This is a genomic window from Bradyrhizobium zhanjiangense, from assembly GCF_004114935.1.
In the GTDB taxonomy this organism is placed as follows: domain Bacteria; phylum Pseudomonadota; class Alphaproteobacteria; order Rhizobiales; family Xanthobacteraceae; genus Bradyrhizobium; species Bradyrhizobium zhanjiangense.
Map to the genome: position 1 here is coordinate 1464512 of NZ_CP022221.1, position 18844 is coordinate 1483355.

General features: G+C 64.5%; 20 protein-coding genes and 1 tRNA gene. 9 read left to right on the top strand and 12 right to left on the bottom strand.

Annotation, left to right across the window (positions count from 1 at the left end; all coding sequences use genetic code 11):
- Positions 1-18 precede the first annotated feature (18 nt).
- The gene (locus XH85_RS06945) at positions 19-1815 is read right to left on the bottom strand and encodes an adenylate/guanylate cyclase domain-containing protein (protein ID WP_164940098.1); all 1797 of its coding nucleotides are present in this window, start codon (positions 1813-1815) and stop codon (positions 19-21) included.
- Between the two features lie 211 nt (positions 1816-2026).
- Between XH85_RS06945 and XH85_RS06950 the strand changes: the two genes are divergently transcribed.
- Positions 2027-2659 carry a LysE family translocator gene (locus XH85_RS06950; RefSeq protein ID WP_128931299.1) on the top strand — a complete coding sequence of 211 codons (633 nt, stop codon included), beginning with the start codon at positions 2027-2029 and terminating at the stop codon, positions 2657-2659.
- Positions 2660-2721: 62 nt separating this feature from the next.
- On the opposite strand, the gene XH85_RS06955 is transcribed toward XH85_RS06950, so the two are convergent.
- Positions 2722-3474: a sulfite exporter TauE/SafE family protein gene (locus XH85_RS06955; RefSeq protein ID WP_128931300.1), complete on the bottom strand. Its 753-nt coding sequence runs from the start codon at positions 3472-3474 to the stop codon at positions 2722-2724.
- 171 nt (positions 3475-3645) lie between these two features.
- Here XH85_RS06955 and XH85_RS06960 point away from each other — a divergent pair, with 171 nt between their 5' ends.
- A complete protein-coding gene (locus tag XH85_RS06960; RefSeq protein ID WP_128931301.1) occupies positions 3646-4536 on the top strand; it encodes a LysR substrate-binding domain-containing protein in 891 nt (296 codons plus the stop codon).
- Between the two features lie 165 nt (positions 4537-4701).
- Here XH85_RS06960 and XH85_RS06965 read toward each other — a convergent pair whose 3' ends face one another.
- On the bottom strand, positions 4702-5667 hold the full coding sequence (locus XH85_RS06965) for a Bug family tripartite tricarboxylate transporter substrate binding protein (protein WP_128931302.1): 966 nt from the start codon (positions 5665-5667) through the stop codon (positions 4702-4704).
- A gap of 21 nt (positions 5668-5688) precedes the next feature.
- Entirely contained in the window at positions 5689-6471 is a 783-nt protein-coding gene (gene hisN, locus XH85_RS06970) for a histidinol-phosphatase (protein ID WP_128931303.1), read from the bottom strand.
- Here hisN and XH85_RS06975 point away from each other — a divergent pair.
- Positions 6443-6709 carry a hypothetical protein gene (locus XH85_RS06975; RefSeq protein ID WP_128931304.1) on the top strand — a complete coding sequence of 89 codons (267 nt, stop codon included), beginning with the start codon at positions 6443-6445 and terminating at the stop codon, positions 6707-6709. The genes hisN and XH85_RS06975 overlap by 29 nt on opposite strands.
- Before the next feature lie 287 nt (positions 6710-6996).
- Here XH85_RS06975 and XH85_RS06980 read toward each other — a convergent pair whose 3' ends face one another.
- Positions 6997-7887, bottom strand: coding sequence for an N-formylglutamate amidohydrolase (locus XH85_RS06980; protein ID WP_128931305.1), 891 nt, complete (start codon positions 7885-7887; stop codon positions 6997-6999).
- A 331-nt stretch (positions 7888-8218) separates the two neighbouring features.
- Here XH85_RS06980 and cpdR point away from each other — a divergent pair, with 331 nt between their 5' ends.
- The 5 genes from cpdR to XH85_RS07005 all read left to right on the top strand — a co-directional run bounded on the left by cpdR (position 8219) and on the right by XH85_RS07005 (position 10314).
- Positions 8219-8578, top strand: coding sequence for a cell cycle two-component system response regulator CpdR (gene cpdR / locus XH85_RS06985; RefSeq protein ID WP_007597092.1), 360 nt, complete (start codon positions 8219-8221; stop codon positions 8576-8578).
- A 74-nt stretch (positions 8579-8652) separates the two neighbouring features.
- Positions 8653-8727 (top strand) — tRNA-Val (locus tag XH85_RS06990).
- A 197-nt stretch (positions 8728-8924) separates the two neighbouring features.
- A complete protein-coding gene (locus XH85_RS06995; RefSeq protein WP_128931306.1) occupies positions 8925-9140 on the top strand; it encodes a hypervirulence associated TUDOR domain-containing protein in 216 nt (71 codons plus the stop codon).
- Positions 9141-9163: 23 nt separating this feature from the next.
- Entirely contained in the window at positions 9164-9700 is a 537-nt protein-coding gene (locus XH85_RS07000; RefSeq protein WP_128931307.1) for a DUF488 domain-containing protein, read from the top strand.
- Positions 9701-9828: 128 nt separating this feature from the next.
- Positions 9829-10314, top strand: a complete 486-nt coding sequence (locus XH85_RS07005) for an L-2-amino-thiazoline-4-carboxylic acid hydrolase (protein ID WP_128931308.1) — start codon at positions 9829-9831, stop codon at positions 10312-10314.
- A gap of 48 nt (positions 10315-10362) precedes the next feature.
- Here XH85_RS07005 and XH85_RS07010 read toward each other — a convergent pair whose 3' ends face one another.
- From XH85_RS07010 to XH85_RS07030, 5 genes are read right to left on the bottom strand one after another with little or no spacing between them, the layout of a single operon-like run.
- Positions 10363-11154 carry a shikimate dehydrogenase family protein gene (locus tag XH85_RS07010; protein WP_128931309.1) on the bottom strand — a complete coding sequence of 264 codons (792 nt, stop codon included), beginning with the start codon at positions 11152-11154 and terminating at the stop codon, positions 10363-10365.
- A gap of 4 nt (positions 11155-11158) precedes the next feature.
- Positions 11159-11986 (bottom strand): carbohydrate ABC transporter permease, encoded by an 828-nt coding sequence (locus XH85_RS07015; protein ID WP_128931310.1) that lies wholly within the window; start codon positions 11984-11986, stop codon positions 11159-11161.
- Positions 11983-12879, bottom strand: a complete 897-nt coding sequence (locus tag XH85_RS07020; protein WP_091892059.1) for a carbohydrate ABC transporter permease — start codon at positions 12877-12879, stop codon at positions 11983-11985. Before XH85_RS07020 ends, XH85_RS07015 begins: the two co-directional genes overlap by 4 nt.
- Positions 12876-14231, bottom strand: coding sequence for an ABC transporter substrate-binding protein (locus XH85_RS46120; RefSeq protein WP_128931311.1), 1356 nt, complete (start codon positions 14229-14231; stop codon positions 12876-12878). Before XH85_RS46120 ends, XH85_RS07020 begins: the two co-directional genes overlap by 4 nt.
- 26 nt (positions 14232-14257) lie before the next feature.
- Entirely contained in the window at positions 14258-15022 is a 765-nt protein-coding gene (locus XH85_RS07030; protein ID WP_128931312.1) for a FadR/GntR family transcriptional regulator, read from the bottom strand.
- 172 nt (positions 15023-15194) lie between these two features.
- Between XH85_RS07030 and XH85_RS07035 the strand changes: the two genes are divergently transcribed.
- Entirely contained in the window at positions 15195-16622 is a 1428-nt protein-coding gene (locus tag XH85_RS07035) for a sulfatase family protein (protein WP_245473393.1), read from the top strand.
- Between the two features lie 3 nt (positions 16623-16625).
- Here XH85_RS07035 and XH85_RS07040 read toward each other — a convergent pair whose 3' ends face one another.
- Positions 16626-17222, bottom strand: a complete 597-nt coding sequence (locus XH85_RS07040; protein ID WP_128931313.1) for a UbiX family flavin prenyltransferase — start codon at positions 17220-17222, stop codon at positions 16626-16628.
- Positions 17219-18751, bottom strand: a complete 1533-nt coding sequence (locus tag XH85_RS07045) for a UbiD family decarboxylase (protein WP_128931314.1) — start codon at positions 18749-18751, stop codon at positions 17219-17221. The genes XH85_RS07040 and XH85_RS07045 overlap by 4 nt, the downstream gene beginning before the upstream one ends.
- Between the last annotated feature and the right edge of the window lie 93 nt (positions 18752-18844).

Here is an 18844-nt window from a genome sequence, read left to right on the forward strand (position 1 = left end):
GGTACCGCGGCAGGCCCGTCAGGACTCGGCGGCGCGTTTGACGTCGCTCTGCACCAGGGTCAGCTTGCCAAGCGGCACGCCGGCCTTCAGCAGACCCTCGCGGTAATGGGCGATGTCCTCGGGCCGCTTCCAATGGAAGTTGCGCAAGTGCCTGTCGACATTCAGAGTTGGATAGTTTCCCATCAGCACGCTAGCGGCCTCGCTCGCCTCGCCGCTCCGTCCCATTTGGGCCAATGCCGCGGCGCGGATCGCCAGCGCCTGCATGTGGTTCGGGTTGATGTAGAGCTGCTCGCGCGCCCATGACAGGGTCGCGTCATATTGGCGCAACAGGTAGTGACTGAAGGCGTTCAGCGCCGCCCATTGGTAGCGCGGGTCGCTGTTGTCGCGCTGCGCCGCCATCGAGAACAGCTCGATCGCCTCGCGGTGCTCGCCGATAACGAAATGGCAGATGCCGAGCACGCCGCGTGCGCCGTTGTCATAGGGGTTGAGTGCGACCGCGCGCTTGGCGGCGTCCATCGCGGCCTCGTAATGCCCTTCCATCGCATGGGCCCAGGACAGGATCGAGAACGCGAAGGAGGAACGCGGGTCGAGCCTGACGCTGGTCTCGGCGAGGTTCATCGCCTCGGCCCACATCTCCCGCGTGCCCTTGACCCAGCCGAACTGGATGCTCTGGATCTGGATCGTGGCGAGATAGGCGTGCGCGATCGACAGCTTGGGATCGAGCCGGATGGCCTCGCGGAACAGGTCGACGGCGGTGGCCAAATCCTCCTTGGTCTGCCGGTAGTAGTGCGACAGCCCCTTGAGGAAGCGGTCCCAGGCGCTCACGTCGGTCGAGAGCCGCGCCGGCGCTGAGGCCTCGGCCCGTACGATCTCGGTGGCAATGGCGGCGGACAGGTTGGTGGTGATCTCGTCCTGCATCGCGAACAGGTCGCCGATGTCGCGGTCGTAGCGGCCGGTCCAGAGCTGCTCGCCGGTCTCCGGCGCGATCAGCTCGGCGGTGACGCGGATCTTGGCGCCGGCGCGCCGCACCGAGCCCTGGATCAGATAGGTGGCGTCGATCTCGCGCGCGATCAGCCGTGTGCTGATGTTCCTGCCCTTGAAGGCGAAGGTCGAGTTGCGGCTCAGCACGCGATAGAAGGATTGCAGCGACAGCGCGTGGATCAAATCCTCGGTCAGGCCGTCGGAGAAATATTCGTCCTGGGCATCGCTGAGATTGGCGAAGGGCAGCACGCCGACGATCGCGGTGCGATACTGCTGCGAGAGGGCGGACGCCTCCCTCAGCTCGGGCGCAAGCGCCGGCGCGCCCTCGGGCGTCCAGGTCCAGACCCCGACCGCGTCCTTGATGTTCTTGAAGCGATGGTTGCCGGCGTCGGTGAGCGGCACGGTGAGATGCTTGCTCGCCTCGCGATAGGCCTTCGCCGAGATGGCGAAGCCGCCGGGGCTCGCCACCGATTCCAGGCGGACGGCGATGTTGACATCGTCACCGAACACTTCGTCCTCGTCGGCGATGACGTCGCCCATGTGGATGCCGAGCCGGAACTGCATGGCGCGGTCCGCCGGCAGATGCCGGTTGCGCTCCGCCATCAGCGTCTGCATCGCCATCGCGGCTTCGGTGGCGCCGACGATCGAGGCAAACTCGAGCAGGAAGCCGTCGCCAGTGTTCTTCACGACGCGGCCGCCGTGATTGAGGATGATGGGGTGGATCGCGCTGCGATGGGCCTTGAAGGCGGCATGGGTGCCGGCCTCGTCGCTGCCCATCATGCGCGAATAGCCGGCGACATCGGCGCAGACGATGGCAGCCAGACGTCTTTCCATATCCCAGGAGCTCCAACGGATCTGCGACCGGCCACGGCGTGGCCGTCGCCTCGAATCCCGCATTTCAAGAACCCTGCCTTTATAGAGCAGATAAGGCGGCGCGAAAGTATGATCCGCATTGCAAATTCGAGGTAAATCCCACGCAATTGCGGCAGTGGACGGGGAAGGGCGAACCGAATATGCCGCCTCAAGGCCGACGCGGGGACCTCACATGCTGGGCATTCACGAAATCTGGCTTTTCATCCTGTCGGGCGTGCTGCTCAACATCACGCCGGGCCCTGATACCGTCTATGTGATCGGACGCAGCATGCAGATGGGCTGGCGGGGCGGGGCCGCCGCTGCGCTCGGCATCAGTTGCGGCTGCTTTTTCCACGTCACGGCCGCTGCGATCGGCCTTTCGGCCCTGCTGATGGCCTCATCGACCGCGTTTTCGATCCTGAAGCTGGTCGGCGCGGCCTATCTCCTCGTCACAGGACTTCAGATGCTGTGGTCGCGCCCGGCGCTGGCCTCGGCCATCGACGAACCCGTGCGGAGCTCGCTGCGGCGGGTCTTCCTCCAGGGCGTCTTCACCAATGCGCTCAATCCCAAGGTCGCCCTGTTCTTCCTGGCCTTCCTGCCGCAATTCGTCGCAGCCGATTCAGCCCACAAGCCGCTCGCCTTCCTGACGCTCGGCCTGATCTTCATCTGCACGGGCACGCTGTGGTGCCTGGTGCTGGCCGCGTTCGCGGCGAGGGCCGCCCATCGCTTGCGGCGCTCCGAGGGCGTGATCGCCTGGGTCAACCGCGCGCTCGGCGGCCTCTTCATCTATCTCGGCATCCGCGTCGCCATGCTGGAGACGCGGTGAGCGCACCTCTCCCTACGGGAGAGGTGAACGAGCGTCACAGCCTATATCGATTTCGTTAGCTCTCAGGCGAATTCCTTCAGCAGCGCGCTGCCGGCGAGATAGAGGCCCAGCAAAATCATCGCGATCAGGAACCAGCGGCGAAACGCTTCCGCCGGCATCCGCGCCCGCACCGACTGGCCGATGAACATGCCGGCAAAGGCCATGGCAAGGCCGACGGCGCCGGGCACGGCATTGGCCGGCGTCAGCAGTCCGCCGGCGGTCAGGTTGAAGGCGAGCGCCAGCGTCGCCGTCGTGAAGAACACGCCGAGCGCCTGCACCAGCTCGTCCTTCTCCATGCCGATCGCCTGCATGAAGGGCATGGAGGGGATCACCTGCACGCCGGTCGAGGCCGAGATCACGCCGGTGACGACACCGACCACGCCGCCGACCCATTTTTCGTTCTCAGGCGCGACGCGGAAGTGGAATTTGTTCAGGCCGATCACGGCGTAGATGACAAGCAGGGCGCCGAGCACGATCGTGCCGTAGCGCGCATGGGGGCCGGTCAGCGCGCCGGCATTGAGCCAGCATCCGATCACGGTGCCGATCATCAGCGGCCACAGCCGCCTCAGGATGTCGCGCAAGTGAGGGCCGACGAAGGTCTGCCAGATGTTGGTGACGATGGCGGGCACGATCACGATGGCGATCGCGCGGCTGGGCGCCATGCTCACCGCGAGCAGGCCGATGGACACGGTCGGCAGGCCGAGCCCGACCACGCCCTTGACGAACCCGGCGACCAGGAAGACGGCGGCGATGACAATGAGGAGGGGGTCGATCATATCTGCACATTGACCGAAGCCGCGAGCCGGCACAATCTGGAGGTTACGGAGACAGCCTTCGTTCTGAACGAAGGCTAGAGCGATCGGACCCGGAGGGCCGCTTTAGCGCAAAGTGCGCAGCGGTTTTCCGACAAGATCATGCTCAAACAATAAGGTTGAGAGAAAACCGTCATGCGCTTCGATCTCGTCGACCTCCAGCTCTTCATCGCGGTCGCCGACCAGCGCAGCATCACCCGCGGCGCGGAGCGCTCGCACTTGGCGCTGGCCTCGGCCAGTGCGCGCATCAAGGGCCTCGAGGACGCGCTCGGCGTCGCACTGCTCAAGCGCGGCCGCCGCGGCGTCGAATTGACCGCGGCCGGCGAGAGCCTGCTCGATCACGCGCGCCTCGTCATCCACCAGATCGACGCCATGCGCGGCGATCTCGCCGGCTTCGCCAGCGGCGTGCGCGCCAGCGTACATTTCCTCGCCAACACCTCAGGGCTCTCGGAACACCTGCCGAAGGCACTGGCCGGCTTTCTGCGCGAGCATCGCGACGTCGCCATCGACATTGAGGAGCGCGAGAGCACCGACATCGCGGCGGCGATCACCGCGGGCGCTGCCGATCTCGGCTTTGCCGCCGAGCACGCGCTGCCCGAGCATATCGAGCGCTTCCGCTTCAGCGAGGATCGGTTGACGCTGGTGACGTCGCGCCGCGGCCCGTTCGCCGGCCGTCGCCAGATCGACTTCCAGGAGGCGGGGGCCTGCGACTTCGTCGGCCTGACCAGCGCCACCGCGCTTCAAATGCACATCTCGAAGCACGCGGCCCGGCTCGGCATGCGCCCACATTTCCGCGCGCGCCTGCGCGATTTCGACGCGATCTGCCAGATGGTCGCCGCCGATGTCGGCGTGGCGCTCATGCCCGAAGCCGCCGCCCGCCGCTGCGCCAAGACCATGCCGCTCGCCATGGTCCGCCTGCGCGATGCTTTCGCCAACCGAAAGCTCGTGATCTGCGCGCGCAGCTTCAAGACGCTGCCAAGGCCGGCCAAGATGCTGGTGGAACATTTAAGGGCGGCGGCGGTGTGAAGGGGCACTTAAGGTGCTCCGCAGCGATGGTGCGCTCCCTCTCCCGCTTGCGGGAGAGGGGTGGGGAGAGGGTGTCTACGCCAGGGAGATTCCCCGAGAGGAGAGAGCCCTCACCCGGCGCTTCGCGCCGACCTCTCCCGCAAGCGGGAGAGGTAGAAACCGGCGCTACTTCGCCGTCTCGATCCCAGCGTCTTTGATCACCTTCGCCCACTTCTTGGTCTCGTCGGCGATGAAGCTGCGAAAATGTTCGGGCTCATCGCCGATCAGCGTCGCGCCTTGGGCGGCGAGCTTCTCCTTCACCGCCGGATCTGCCATCGCCTTCGTTGCCAGGCCATGCAGCGCAGCGATGATCTCCTTCGGCGTGCCCATGCCGTACCAGTTCTCGATGCGCAGCTGCGGAAACCCCGCTTCCGCCGTGGTCGGCACCTCCGGCGCGGTCGGTGCACGCTCGGCCGAGCCGACCGCGATCGGCCGCAACGCGCCGGCCTTGACCTGCGGCAGCAGCACCGGCAGATCGAGGAACGTCATCTGGACCTGCTGGCCCAACAGATCATTCACCGCGGGCGCAGCACCGCGATAGGGCACGTGCACGATGTCGATCTTCGCCGTCAGCTTGAACAATTCGCCGGCGAGATGCGGCAGGCTGCCGGGGCCGGAGGAGGCGAAGTTGAGCTTTCCCGGCTGCGCCTTGGCGAGCGCAATCAGCTCGCCGATGTCCTTGACGGGGACATTGGTCGCGACCACGAGCATTTCCGGCACGGTCGCAACCAGCGTCACCGGCGTGAGGTCGGTCAGTGTGTCATAGGCTACCTTCTCCATGCTCGGGCCGATCGCGAGCGCGCCGGCTGAGGAGATCGCGATGGTGTAGCCGTCGGGCGCGACCTTGGAGACGGCATCCGTGCCGAGCACGCCGCCCTGGCCGCCGCGATTGTCGATCACCACCGGCTGTCCTGACAACTCGGACATGCGCTGGCCGATCACCCGCGCGATGATGTCGTTGGGCCCGCCGGCCGGGAACGGCACGATCAGCTTGATCGGCTTGGCCGGGAAATTCTGCGCCGACGCCAATGACGGCAGCAGCAGGAACAATCCCAAGAACAATTCAACGAGCAGCCTGCGTGAGACGGTCATGCAAGCCCTCCGCTCGCGTTGTTATTGGTTCAAAAGCTTGAGTGCTTCTTCGTGGACCCTGGGGTCGCCGGCCGCGATGATGCGGCCGCCCCCCTGGGCCGGCTTGCCTTCCCAGGTGGTGACGACGCCGCCAGCGCCGGTCACGATCGGGATCAGCGCCGCGATATCGTAGGGTTTCAGCTCGGTCTCGACCACGAGGTCGACATGGCCGGCGGCGAGCATGCAATAGGAGTAGCAGTCGCCGCCATAGCGCGACAGCCGCGCGCCCTGCTCGATGCGACCGAAGATGGCGCGGTCGCTCTCGTTCATCAACAGCGGGCTGGTGGTGTAGGTCGTGGCTTCCGACAGCGAGGCGCAGCGCCGGACCTGGAGCCGGCGTTCGCCAGAGGGGCCCTTGTAATTGGCCGAGCCGTTGTCGCCGGAGAAGCGTTCGCCGATGAAGGGCTGGTGCATCATGCCGAACACCGGCGCGCCCTTGTGCAGCAGCGCGATCAGCGTGCCCCAGATCGGAAACCCGCCGATGAAGGATTTGGTGCCGTCGATGGGATCGAGCACCCAGACATAGTCAGCGTCGTCGCGCTCATTGCCGAACTCCTCGCCGACGATGCCGTGCTGGGGGAAGCTGGCCTTGATCAGCCGCCGCATCACGGCCTCCGCGGCGCGGTCGGCCTCCGTCACGGGATCGAAATCCTTGGTCTTGCTCTTGTCGTCGACCGACAGCGAGGTGCGGAAGAATGGCAGGATGGTTTCGCCGGAGGCGGTGGCGAGCCGTCCGATGAAGGCGGAGAAGTCGATCACCGTCACGGCGTGTCCTCAAAAGCGAAAGTCGGATGAAGCTCGCTTCTGCCTAGCTCAAATCCGCAGAATCTTGCAGCGCTGTCTTGATTTGCTCCCTGGTATTTTGAATGCCGCAACCGGCTGCCTCATCTCAGTCATCTCCTGGCCAAATATCGATCACAGTGTTGAAAACTTAGTTCCGACCATGCCTCGTTTGTATGCAAACACTTATCAACTCATTGAATTTCCTTATCAAAGAAACTGAATCTGGGTTTCCATGGAAGCAACTGAGCCATGTCCTATTGCATGGGAAACGACTGAAAAGCCCTTGCACTTTGTGCGGCGCGGTCGCATATTGTTGCGGTGCGGTAGCGCTTGGCGTTACCGCTGCCCTCCTTGGGCGTTTCCTCCCTAGACTTGGGCCGCTTCTTCATCAGAAGCGGCCCTTTTTTCTTTGGGCCTCTGTTTTCATTTCAGAGCGCGCAAACTTGCGAAGCGAAAACGCGTTCGCGCCGTTGGCTCGCGGCACTCTCGTCCGAGAGTAAGAGGCGACTATTCCGCTGCGGCCTGGAACGAGCCGAGATCGCCGAACGGGATCGTGGTCGCCAGCACGTCGGCGAGGATGCCGAAGTCGCTTGCGACTTGCGCAAAGCGCGGACTGCGCTCGCGCCGCCGTTCGTCCATATAGATCGCGCGATTGAGCTCGAGCTGCACCGCGTGCAGGCCGCTCGCGGGATTGCCGTAATGCTCGGTGATGAAGCCGCCGGCATAGGGCTTGTTGCGGCCGATCGAATAGCCGAGGCCCGTCATGGTTTCCTCGACGCGGTCGGGAAGCAGCGGCGTGCAGCTCGTGCCGTAGCGATCGCCGATCACGATATCGGGCCGGCGCGGCTCGTCTCTGCTGACGCCGACCGAGGGCATCGAGTGGCAGTCGACCAGCACCACGGTGCCGAACAACTGGTGCACCTTGTTGATCAGCCGACGCAGCGCGCGGTGGTAGGGCTTGTACAGCGTCTCGATCCGTCCCAGCGCGTCGTCGACCAGGATGCGGTCGCGGTAGATTTCCTGTCCGTCACCGACCACGCGCGGAATGGTGCCGAGACCGCCGGCGACCCGCATCGAGCGGGTATTGGCAAAGCTCGGCAGGCGGCCGGTGAACATGCGGGGATCGAGCTCATAGGGCTCGCGGTTGACGTCGACATAGGAGCGGGGAAAGTTGACCCGCACGGTCGGAAAGCCGCGATCGCTCAAATGGCCGATCAGCTCGTCCATGAACGAATCTTCGGACCGCCGCAGCGTCGGCAGGTCGATCCTGGATGCGATGAGGAATTCGTCCGGATAGGTCGAGCCGGAATGGGGCGAGTTGAAGATGACCGGGGCACGCCATTGCGCGGGCTCCACGATCTCGAAGGCTGGCGACGTTTCGCCGTCAAACCGGGTCATCTTCTCAGGCTTCGTCCCTTCGCGCCGGGATCTGGCATGGTCCAGATCGCATTGATTCGGCCGATCGAGCGGCTCTTATGTGACGTCATTGTCCGGAATCGCAACCATTCTGCCAAGCGAAAAGATGTGACGGGCACTGGAACACGTCTTAACCCTGCGGGCAGCGGGGTGGGGATCTCCGCGCGCGGCTCGATTGATTCGAGCTGCGTTCAGGTTCACAAAGGGCCGGCAGCAGCAGCCGTCTCAGGGTTAAGATTTTCACCCCAAATTTACCCTCTGTCGGGCTTAGTGACCTCTGCTGATATCCTCTGGGGATTCGACGTTTCCTGCCATGCCAAAGATCCTGCTCGCCGAAGACGACAACGACATGCGCCGCTTCCTGGTCAAGGCGCTGGAAAACGCCGGTTTTCAGGTCTCGTCCCATGACAACGGCATGGCCGCCTATCAGCGGTTGCGGGAAGAGCCGTTCGAGATGCTGCTGACCGACATCGTGATGCCGGAGATGGACGGTATCGAGCTCGCCCGCCGCGCCTCGGAACTCGACCCCGACATCAAGATCATGTTCATCACCGGCTTCGCCGCGGTGGCCCTGAACTCGGATTCGGACGCCCCCAAGAACGCCAAGGTGCTATCCAAGCCCGTCCACTTGCGCGAATTGGTCAGCGAAGTGAACAAGATGCTGGCGGCCTGAATCGGCCCCCTTCCGTCCTTGCGCCGGCTCCCCTGAGCCGTTATAGGGACCCCACCCGATCTAGACGACCTCTAGGGCACGTAGCTCAGCGGGAGAGCACTACCTTGACATGGTAGGGGTCACAGGTTCGATCCCTGTCGTGCCCACCATCCTTCGCTCGCGAAGCGAGTGAAGGATGCCGCGCCGTAGCCCAACGGGCGCAGGCGGGCTGCCGCCGCGAGCTACGGCTCGGCAAGCCACCAATCTCACTGCGAAACATGTCCGGCGTAGCTCGAAGAGCGTAGACGGACTGGCACGGCTTGCTCGGTCTTCGGGAACACCCCACCGGCTCCGGCATTGTTCCGCCATGCCAAAAATCTTCAAGCGCGGCGACCACGTCAGCTGGAATTCCGAGGCCGGCCGGGTGCGCGGCCATATCCTGCGCGTGCACACCGAGGACGTCGACTACAAGGGCTACGTCCACCACGCCACGCCGGACGACCCGCAATACGAGATCAAGAGCGACAAGACCGACCACGTCGCCCTGCACAAGGGAAAGGCGTTGCGATTGTTGCGGAGTTGAACGTGAGGTGAGCAAGGCATCCCATGGCTCATCCCTTCTTCACCATCGGCCATGCCACGCATTCGATCGAGGGATTCATCGAGTTGTTGCAGGGCAGCTCGATCACATATCTGGCCGACGTTCGCACCGTGCCCCGCTCGCGCACCAACCCGCAGTACAATCGCGACACGCTGCCGCAGTCGCTCGCGGCCGTTTCGATCGGCTACGAACATATCGCCTCGCTCGGCGGCCTGCGCAGCCGCAAGCGCGAGGTGCCGCGCGAGACCAATGCTTTCTGGCAGAACGGCAGCTTCCACAATTATGCCGACTACGCCATGAGCGCGGCCTTTCACGAAGGTCTCGCTCATTTGCGCGATCTCGGGCAGACGCAGCGCTGCGCCATCATGTGCGCGGAAACATTGTGGTGGCGATGTCACCGCCGCATCATCACCGATTATCTGCTCGCCGCCGGCGAGACCGTGTTTCACATTCTGGGACCAGGGCAGGTCAAACAGGCCGAGATGAATCCGGCGGCGCGCGTCATGGCTGACGGCCGCTTGGTTTATCCTGCGCAAAGTTAGCCAATCGTCGCTGTTGCGGCTATGCTTGCCGCAGTCCATAGATCCTCTGGGTGAGTTGGTGGTCGCCGCCCGTCACCCATAGGATCTACGCTCCCCTTGATCCGCGTGATCCGCGACGTGAGTTTGCCATGAGCATATCCGTCATCGAACAAGCAAAAATTCAGGCGCAGGTGCTGGTGCCGCTGGTTAAGGCGCTGCAGGCCGAGCTCGGCGAGGCGCGCGCCAACGCGCTGGTGCGCAAGGCGCTCGGAGATCTCTATCGCGGCTTCGGCGAGGAATTCTGGAAAGCCAAGAGCCTAAACGAGAACGAGGCAGACCTCGGCCAGGCGGTCGCGTCCGCCTTCAAGACCTATGCCCGCGACGACGCGCTCGCCTATGACGTCATCGAGCAGTCGAAGGACGTCTTCGCATTCGACGTGAAGCGATGCGCTTATGCCGAGTTCTACAAGGCGCTGGGCGAGCCCGAGCTCGGCTTCCTCCTGGTCTGCACCGCCGACTTTGCCACCGCGGAAGGGTTCGGCCGCGACATCAGGCTCACGCGCACGCAAACCATCATGCAAGGCGCACCTCATTGCGATTTCCGCTACCGGCGCGATCCGGGCGGATCATCGTGAGAGCGTTTGCCGCTTCAGGCCTCGGTCGCGTCGGGATCAGCAGCTGACTTACCGTCCAAGCCGCCAGAACGCCGTCTGCAGCGGGAGCTGATGCTTGATCATCGTGACGCCGTCGACGACCTTCAGGCCGCGGCTCGCACAGGCTTCCATGAATTCGGTGCGGCGGGCGGCGATGATGTCGAATACCGCGCAATCCCCCGGCAGATTGGACGGATCCATCGGCAGCGCGTCGCTCGCGTGCAGGCCGAGCGATGTGGCGTTGACGCAGAGGCCGACGTCGTCGAAGCGCTCCTCGAGGCTGATATCGAGATCGGGGAATTGCCCGCGCAGCTTTGCTGCGAGCAACTCGACCGGAGCGGGCACCTCGTTGAGGATGCGCAGGCGCTTCAAGCCCGCTGCGGCGAGTGCGTGGCAGATCGCGCGGCCGGCGCCGCCCGCGCCGATCACGACAGTGCGGCGCTCGGGATCGAACATGTTGGCCTCGCGTGCGGCGTTCAGAAAACCGCCGCCATCAAAGGACTCCCCGACCAGCTTTCCGTCCGCTTCGATCCGGATCGTGTTGACCACACCCTCGAATGTCGCGGCAGGTCCCACATGGTCGCAGAGTTCGAACGCCGCCGGCTTGTGCGGCATGGTCAGGTTGAAGCCGGCGGTGCTCGGCGATTTCGCCAGCGTGCGGATTGTCCTGGCGAGATCGTCCGGGTGCACATCCATCGGCACCATGTGCCAGTCGAGGCCCCGCTCCTCGAAATAAGGCGTGTAGTATCTGGGCGCACCGACATGGCCGGCGGGATGGGCGAAGATGAAGACGACGCGCGAGGCGCCGGTCGGAAGCTTCATGGCATCATCCCTTGACCGCGCCGGCGGTCAGCCCGGAGACGAGATAACGGCGCACCGCGAGCGAGAAGATCAGCACCGGCGCCATCACCAGCGAGCCGCCGGCGGCGATCTTGCCCCATTCCCAGCCCTCGTAGTTCATGAAGTTGACGACGGCGACCGGCGCGGTGCGTGCATTGGTCCGGGTGAGGATCAGGGCGAAGAAGAAATCGTTCCAGGCGTAGAGGAAGCAGAGGATCGCGGTCGCGGCGATGCCGGGCGTCACCATCGGCAGCACGATTTTTGTGAACACCGTGCGCGTCCGCGCGCCGTCGACGAGGGCGGCTTCCTCCAGCGAAACCGGTATGGTGTCGAAGAACGGCTGCATCATCCAGATCACCAGGGGCAGGTTGAAGCTGGTGTAGACCAGCACCAGGCCGGTGACGGTGTCGAGCAGCCCGATCCAGCGATAGAACAGGAAGAAGGGAATGGTGAAGGCGATCGGCGGCGCCATGCGCGTCACCAGGATCGCAAAGGAGAGCGCATGCTTGCCGCGCCCGGCCCAGCGCGACAGCGCGTAGGCCGCAGGCACGCCGGACAGCAGTGCGAGCGCGGTCGAGAGCGAGGCGCTCAAGAGGCTGTTGACGAAGGAGGCCGAGAACGCGCTGTGCCAGAGCGAGACGTAGTTTTCCAGCGTCGGCGTGAAGATCAGCGGTGGCGGGAATTGCAGGATCTGGTCGTTGGACTTGAAGCTCATCTGCAGCAGCCACAGAAACGGCGAGAGCACGACGAGCAGCGTCATGGTGATCGCGACCAGCCGCCCAGGCGTCGCGCGGCGTCCGGAATGGTGGCTCATGCCATCGCCTCCCGCCGGCGCCCCATCCAGACCAGGGCAAGGCTGATGCCGGCGACGAGCAGCAGCATCACGACCGTGACCGCGCTGGAATAGCCGATCTCGTTGGTGTCGAAGGCAAGGAGATACGCATAGTAGTTCGTGACTTCCGTGACCGTGCCCGGACCGCCGCTGGTCAGCAGGAAGATCAACGGAAACGCCTTCACGCTGTCGATCAGGCGGAACATGCCGGAGATGACGAGGATCGGCGTGATGAAGGGCAGGGTGACGTACCAGAAGATCTGAAGCTTGCTGGCGCCGTCGACCAGGGCGGCCTCCGAATATTCGTCGGGGATGGTCTGGAGCGCCGCCAGCACCATCAGGAAGGTGAAGGGCAACCATTCCCAGGTGTCGGCGATGATGATGGCGGTCAGCGCGAAATCGACGCTGGAGGTCAGCGCAGGCATGGTGAAATTGAGGAGCTGCGCGGCGTAATAAAGCGGGCTGATGTCGGGCGTGTAGATCAGCTTCCAGATCACCGCGACGACGATCGGCGGCAGCACCATCGGGATCAGGAAGAAGGTGCGGGCGAACTCGACGAAGCGCGACGGCACGTTGAGGAGCAGCGCGAGCAGCATGCCGAGCAGGACCTGGAACAGCACACCCCAGCACGACAGTTTTGCCTGCACCCAGAGTGAATTGACGAAGCGGGGATCGCCGGGCAGCAGGCCGTAATTGCGCAGCGGCACGCTGAAATCGGTCGCCGAGCCCGGCGCCGTCAACTGGAACGGCGTCAGGCTGGTCACGACGAGATAGATCGCCGGAAGCACGGCGACCGCAAACAGCACGATCAGGCTCGGCGTGAGCGCGCAGGCGATGAAGCTGCGGCGCTCCGCGTCAATTCCACTCTCGCTCAAAGCTGCGTCCCGGCACGGCGGAGCGCGGCGATCGCCTGGTCCTGCGCGGCGTTCATCGCGTCCTTCGCGGGCAGCTGGCCGGTTGCGACCTGCTCGAACGCCTTGTTGAGCACGTCGCCGACGATCGGGAACTCCTTCACGGTACGATAGGCCATGTAGTTCTCGCCCTTGGCCGGCAGCTCCAGCACTTCCAGATAGAGCGCGCCGAGATCCTGGCCGTTGACGGTGTTGAGCTTGCGATAAGCTTCGCTGGTGATGATGGAGCGCCGGCAGACCGAGGAATGGCCGTGCTCCTTGACAAGCCGCATCGAGATGTCGGGGGAGAGCGCCCATTTGATGAATTCCCACGCCGCCTTCTTGTTCTTGGCGTTCTTGGGAATGCCGAGCCCCTGGCTGTTGGAGGCGGGGTGGTCATGCACGGGTCCCGCGGGCATCCGCACCACGCGCGCTGTCTCCTTCACCTTGCTCTCCTCGGACAGCAGGATCGGCGTCACCCAGGCGCTGGAATGGATGAAGATGTTGGCGCGTCCCGTGAGCACCGACTGCCGCGCCTGGTCTTCGGTGTAGGTCAGCACGCCCTTCGGCGCGCTCTTCAGGAGGTTCGCATAGAATTCGATGCCCTGGATGGTCTCGGGCGTGTTCAACGCCGGCATGATGTCGGAGGGCGGCTTGCGGAAGATGTTGCCGCCGAAGCCCTGGATGTAGGGCGGCAGATTCCAGTGATGCAGCTGGAACGAGGTGATGCCGCTGACGCCGTCGGTGCCGTTGATTTCGGCGCAGACCTGCTGGAGCTCGGCGAACGTCTTCGGGACCTTCAGCCCCTTCTTCTCCATCAGATCCATGCGCGACAGCCCCATCAGCATCGCGCCGCCTTCCCAGGAATAACCGTAAGTCGCGCCCTTGGCGTCGCGGTAGGGCACCTGCGCGCCTTCGACGAAGTCCTTGGGATTCCATTCGGCCGGGGTCAGATTGGCATCGCCGGTGAACTCGTCGAGATTGGCCAGCAATCCCGCCGCGACCCAGCGCGCGGCCAGGATGAAGGTGACGTTGACGAAATCATAGGCCGAGCCGCCGGAGGACAGTTCGAGATTGGCCTGTTGATTGTAGACCGGGAAGGCCGAGAGCTGGAGATCGACCTTCATCCCGGTTCTCTCCTCGAACTCGGGGATGTATTTCTGCAGCAGCGTGAAGAAGCGGTGCTGGAACGAGGCGCCGTGCAGCGTGACGCCGGCAAACGGTTTCGTCTGCGCGATCAGCGGCGCGGGAAATGCCGTAAGCGCCGCGGTCGCGGCGCTGGCCTGCAAGAGTTTACGGCGGGTGAGCGAACTTCCGCGCGATGCGTTCTTCATCATGTCCTCCCAATTATTGTTTGCCGGTTTCAACGCGCCCGTCTGGTGCGGGCGTTCTCGTCCTCGGCATCCTTCTTTCGCTGGCGCGACAGGGCCGAGACGATGTTCTGTTCGGTGAGATCCATGAGCTTGTGCATGGCCTGGCGCGCGCCGTCCGGATTGCGCGCCCAGATCTCGTCAAGCACCGCGCGATGATAGGGCAGGCTTTTCCGCGGTGCGCCCGGATTCGTCGTCGACAGGTTGAACGACATCCGCAAGGCTGCCGCGACCGTCGCGCCGAAGGCGATCAGAAAGTCGTTGCCCGTGGCGATCAGGATGCCGCGGTGAAACTGCAAGTCGGGCTCGGCATAGGCGAGCCGGTCCATGCCGGCAGCGTCCATGCCGCGATAAGCGCGTTCGATCCGGGCAAAATCCTCATCCGTGCCGCGCATCGCGCAGATCGCGCAGGCCTCGGGCTCGATGATGCGGCGGACCTCCATGATCTGCTTGGCGAACTCCTGCGTCGGCAGCGCCGACAGCGTCCAGTTCAGCAGCTCCTCGTCGAGCATGTTCCAGTCGAAGCGCGCGCGGACATGCGTGCCGGCTTTCTGTTTCGAGGCGATCAATCCCTTCGCCTTCAACAGCGATAGCGATTCGCGGATCGAGGCGCGGCTGACGCGGAAGCGCGAGGCCAGCTCGACTTCGCGCGGCAAGATCGTGCCCTCGCGCCACACCCCGGTCAGGATCAGTCGCGCCACCTCGCGGGCCACCTGGGCGCTCGCCTGCGGATTATCGCTGCTGTCGGTCTTGGCCACGGTGAACCCGGTTCCGTGAAGTCAAATGTCTGATTTATTGCAGATGCTGACGACGCGGCGGAAGAATTCCGGCCGTCCATATGCAAGATAATCTCATGGCGGCAGGTTTGACAAGAATTATTATGTCAGACATATCTCCTCCCGGATCAATGCCGCGCAGGACAAAACCATCGTGACAAAGCCCCACATCGTCCTGGTCATGACCGATCAGCAACGCTTCGACACGATCGCGGCGACAGGCCATCCCTACATGAAGACGCCGAATCTCGATCGGCTGGTGCGTGAGGGCGTCTATTTCGACAATTGCTTCATCAACGCGCCGAGCTGCGTTCCCTCGCGCGCGGCGCTGTTCTCCGGCCTCTATCCGCACGCCTCTGGCGTGCTGAAGAACGGGCAGCACTGGCAGAAGACGTGGGTCACCAATCTGGCGGAGGCTGGCTATCACTGCGTCAATGTCGGCAAGATGCACACGATCCCCTACGATGCGAAGGCCGGCTTCCACGAGCGTTTCGTCGTCGAGAACAAGGATCGCTTCTTCGAGGGCCGTTGGTTCGCCGACGAACTCGACAAGGCCTTTGCCGCCCACAAGCTGACAAAGCCGTCGCGCGCCGGCTACCGCAGCCTGCCGGACTATGGCGACCGCATGGGCGCTTTCACCTGGGAGATGCCGAAATCGCTGCATCCGGATATCTTCGTCGCGGAGACCGCGATGTGGTGGCTCGAGACCCGACCCAAGCCCGAGGCGCTGTTCATGCAGATCGGCCTGCCCGGACCGCACCCGCCCTATGATCCGCTGCCGGACTATCTGGAACATTACCTCGCGCGCAACGACCTTCCGGTGCCGCAGCCGACCGAGGCCGAGATCGAGGGGCTGCCGGCCTATCTGAAGGAGAAGCGCCGCCACGATACCGAAGTCGATCATGACGCGGTGTCATGGAAGCTCGCGCCGACGCACGACCAGATGCGGCGCCTGCGCGCGCATTATTATGCCAACGTCACCATGATCGACGAGCAGATCGGCCGTCTCCTGCAAACGCTGGAAGACAGGGGCTATCTCGACAATTGCGTCGTCATCTTCATGTCGGACCACGGCGACAATCTCGGCGAGCACGGCCTCAGTCAGAAATGGTCGATGTACGAGCCCGTCACCCGCATCCCGCTGCTGGTCTGGTCACCGGGACGGTTCACCGGCGGGCGCCGCATTGCCGGGAAGTGCCAGCTGTTCGATCTCGCCCCGACCATTCTGGATCTCGCCGGCGCACAGCATCCGAAGCCGTTCCAGGCCCGCAGCCTGCTTCCAGCCCTGAAGGGCGAAAAATGGGCCGGCCGTGGCTTCGTGTTCAGCGAGCAGGCCGGCGACGTCGCCATGACCGGCGCAAGGCTGATCACCATGGTGCGTGACGACAGGTGGAAGGTCGTGTTCATTCACGGCGCCGAGGACGGGCAGCTGTTCGATCTCGCGACCGATCCGCTCGAACGGCACAATCTCTTCGGCATGCCGGAGCACGCCGGAATCATCAGCCGTCTGAAGGACGCCTTCATCGACTGGCGGCAGAACAGCCTGCTGGAGACGATGGATCTGAACGCGGCCGCGCGCTGATGCCTATGAATCGTCGGCGTCACGGCCGTGCCATCTCAACGCCGGCGCCGAGACGTCGGGCAGGCCCAGCAGGTTGATCGCGCGGCAGGCGATCTGGTCGACGATGTCGGCCACCGACTGCGGCTTCAGGTAGAAGGCGGGCAGCGGTGGCGCAATGATTGCGCCGATCTCGGTCGCTTGGAGCATCGCGCGGAGATGTCCGAGATGCAGCGGGCTTTCTCGGACCAGGAGCACCAGACGCCGCCGCTCCTTGAGCTGCACGTCGGCCGCACGCACGAGGAGATTGTCTAGATGTCCCCAGGCGATGGCCGACAGCGTGCGGATCGAGCACGGCGCCACGATCATGCCGCTGACCGGAAACGAGCCGCTGGCGATGCTGGCGCCGATGTCGGCAGGATCATGGTCGCGGAAGGCGAGGGCGCGCAGCCGGGGCAGCGCGCCGGCACCGGCTTCCTCGGTGAGCGTGCGCTCGGCCGCCGGTAAGATTACGAGATGCACCGCGCAAAGCGGATTCTCCGCCAGCCGCTCGACGATGCGCATGCCGATGGCCGCGCCCGAGGCGCCGCTGACGCCGACGACCACGCCATGCCGCGCGCTCATGCGGTCTCGCGCTGTTGAGGTCCAGCCATTGCGCCGAGGCCGAGCGCCGGCCACATCCTGTCGACCCTGGCGATCACGGCTGGATCCATCATCAGGGGCTCGCCCCAGGCCCGCTCCGTCTCGGGCGGAATCTTGGTGGTGGCATCGATTCCGAGCTTGCCGCCGAGGCCGGATTTCGGCGAGGCGAAGTCGAGATAGTCGATCGGCGTATCCGAGAGCGTGACGAGGTCGCGCGAGCTGTCGCTGCGGGTCGCGACCGCCCACATCACGGCGCGCCAGTCGCGGATGTCGATATCGTCGTCGACCACGATCAACAGCTTGGTGTAGCTGAACTGCGGCAGCATCGACCACAAGCCGAGCATCAGCCGTCGCGCTTGGCCGGGATAGCGCTTCCTGATGGAAGCGATCGCGACCCGGTAGGAGCAGGCCTCGGGCGGCAGCCAGCAGTCGGTCACCTCGGGGAATTGCTGCCGGATCAGCGGCACGAACAGCCGGTTCAATGCTTCGCCGATCCGGGACGGCTCGTCCGGCGGGCGGCCGGTGAAGGTCGAGAGATAGATCGGCTGTCGGCGCGACGTGATGGCGGTGACCCGAAGCACGGGAAAGGCCTCGACCGAATTGTAGTAGCCGGTGTGATCGCCATAGGGGCCCTCGGCGGCCGTCTCGGTTGCCGAGACGAGGCCCTCGATGACGATCTCGGCCGCGGAGGGGACCGCGAGAGGAATCGTCAGGCACGGCGTCAGCTCGGGCCGCTCGCCGCGCAGGAGACCTGCGAAGCGCAGCTCGGACATCGTCTCCGGCAGCGGCAGCACGGCGGCGAGGATCGTCGCGGGGTCGGCTCCAATGACGATCGCGACCGGCATGTCGCGCCCGCGTGCCTTCCATTGCTGGTGATGCCGGGCGCCGCCGCGATGAGCGAGCCAGCGGATGATCGAGCGGTCGCGACCGAGGATCTGCATGCGGTAGACGCCGACATTCTCTTCCTGGTCCGCGACGGGCGACTCCGGCGGAGCGGTGATGACCAGCGGCCAGGTGATCAAGGGTGCGGGCTCGCCCGGCCAGCAGATCTGCGCCGGCAGTTTTGTTAGATCGATGTCCTCGCCCATCGCCACGCGATCCTGCACCGCCGCCGCAGGGCGCGATCGTGGCCGCGTGGCAAGCGCGGCGCGCGCCAGCGGCAGCTTGCGCCAGGCATCCCGGACGCCGTGCGGAGGACGCGGTGCGCGCAACTCGGCCAGCAAGACGCCGAGCTCTTCCAGCCGGTCCGGCGTGATGCCCATGCCCCACGCGGTTCGCTCCACCGTGCCGAACAGATTGGTCAGCAGCGGCATCTCGGAGGGAAGGCCGTCGGCCCTGACTGGGCGTTCGAACAATAGTGCAGGACCGTGTTCGCCGATCACGCGCCGGTGGATCTCGGTGATCTCATGGACCACGGAAACCGGTTCGCGAATGCGTCGCAGCTGCCCCTTGCCTTCGAGGAAGTGCAGGAAGTCGGATAATTCGCCGAAGCGCGGAACGTCACGTTGCAAGCGAACGGTCTCCTGAAAAAGCAGAAGCTAGCCGGCGAGATTTCGATCTTCATTGTTCCCGCTCAAATACATTTGCGCGCAATCGGCTCAGAT

Coding starts and splice junctions, on each gene's coding strand:
- XH85_RS06945 (WP_164940098.1), bottom strand. CDS start 1,815: ATGGAAAGACGTCTGGCTGCCATCGTCTGCGCCGATGTCGCCGGCTAT.
- XH85_RS06965 (WP_128931302.1), bottom strand. CDS start 5,667: ATGACCGTCTCACGCAGGCTGCTCGTTGAATTGTTCTTGGGATTGTTC.
- XH85_RS06955 (WP_128931300.1), bottom strand. CDS start 3,474: ATGATCGACCCCCTCCTCATTGTCATCGCCGCCGTCTTCCTGGTCGCC.
- XH85_RS06995 (WP_128931306.1), top strand. CDS start 8,925: ATGCCAAAAATCTTCAAGCGCGGCGACCACGTCAGCTGGAATTCCGAG.
- XH85_RS07015 (WP_128931310.1), bottom strand. CDS start 11,986: ATGAGCCACCATTCCGGACGCCGCGCGACGCCTGGGCGGCTGGTCGCG.
- XH85_RS07000 (WP_128931307.1), top strand. CDS start 9,164: ATGGCTCATCCCTTCTTCACCATCGGCCATGCCACGCATTCGATCGAG.
- XH85_RS06950 (WP_128931299.1), top strand. CDS start 2,027: ATGCTGGGCATTCACGAAATCTGGCTTTTCATCCTGTCGGGCGTGCTG.
- XH85_RS06960 (WP_128931301.1), top strand. CDS start 3,646: ATGCGCTTCGATCTCGTCGACCTCCAGCTCTTCATCGCGGTCGCCGAC.
- XH85_RS07010 (WP_128931309.1), bottom strand. CDS start 11,154: ATGAAGCTTCCGACCGGCGCCTCGCGCGTCGTCTTCATCTTCGCCCAT.
- XH85_RS06980 (WP_128931305.1), bottom strand. CDS start 7,887: ATGACCCGGTTTGACGGCGAAACGTCGCCAGCCTTCGAGATCGTGGAG.
- XH85_RS46120 (WP_128931311.1), bottom strand. CDS start 14,231: ATGATGAAGAACGCATCGCGCGGAAGTTCGCTCACCCGCCGTAAACTC.
- XH85_RS07005 (WP_128931308.1), top strand. CDS start 9,829: ATGAGCATATCCGTCATCGAACAAGCAAAAATTCAGGCGCAGGTGCTG.
- cpdR (WP_007597092.1), top strand. CDS start 8,219: ATGCCAAAGATCCTGCTCGCCGAAGACGACAACGACATGCGCCGCTTC.
- XH85_RS07040 (WP_128931313.1), bottom strand. CDS start 17,222: ATGAGCGCGCGGCATGGCGTGGTCGTCGGCGTCAGCGGCGCCTCGGGC.
- XH85_RS06975 (WP_128931304.1), top strand. CDS start 6,443: ATGAAGGCGGAGAAGTCGATCACCGTCACGGCGTGTCCTCAAAAGCGA.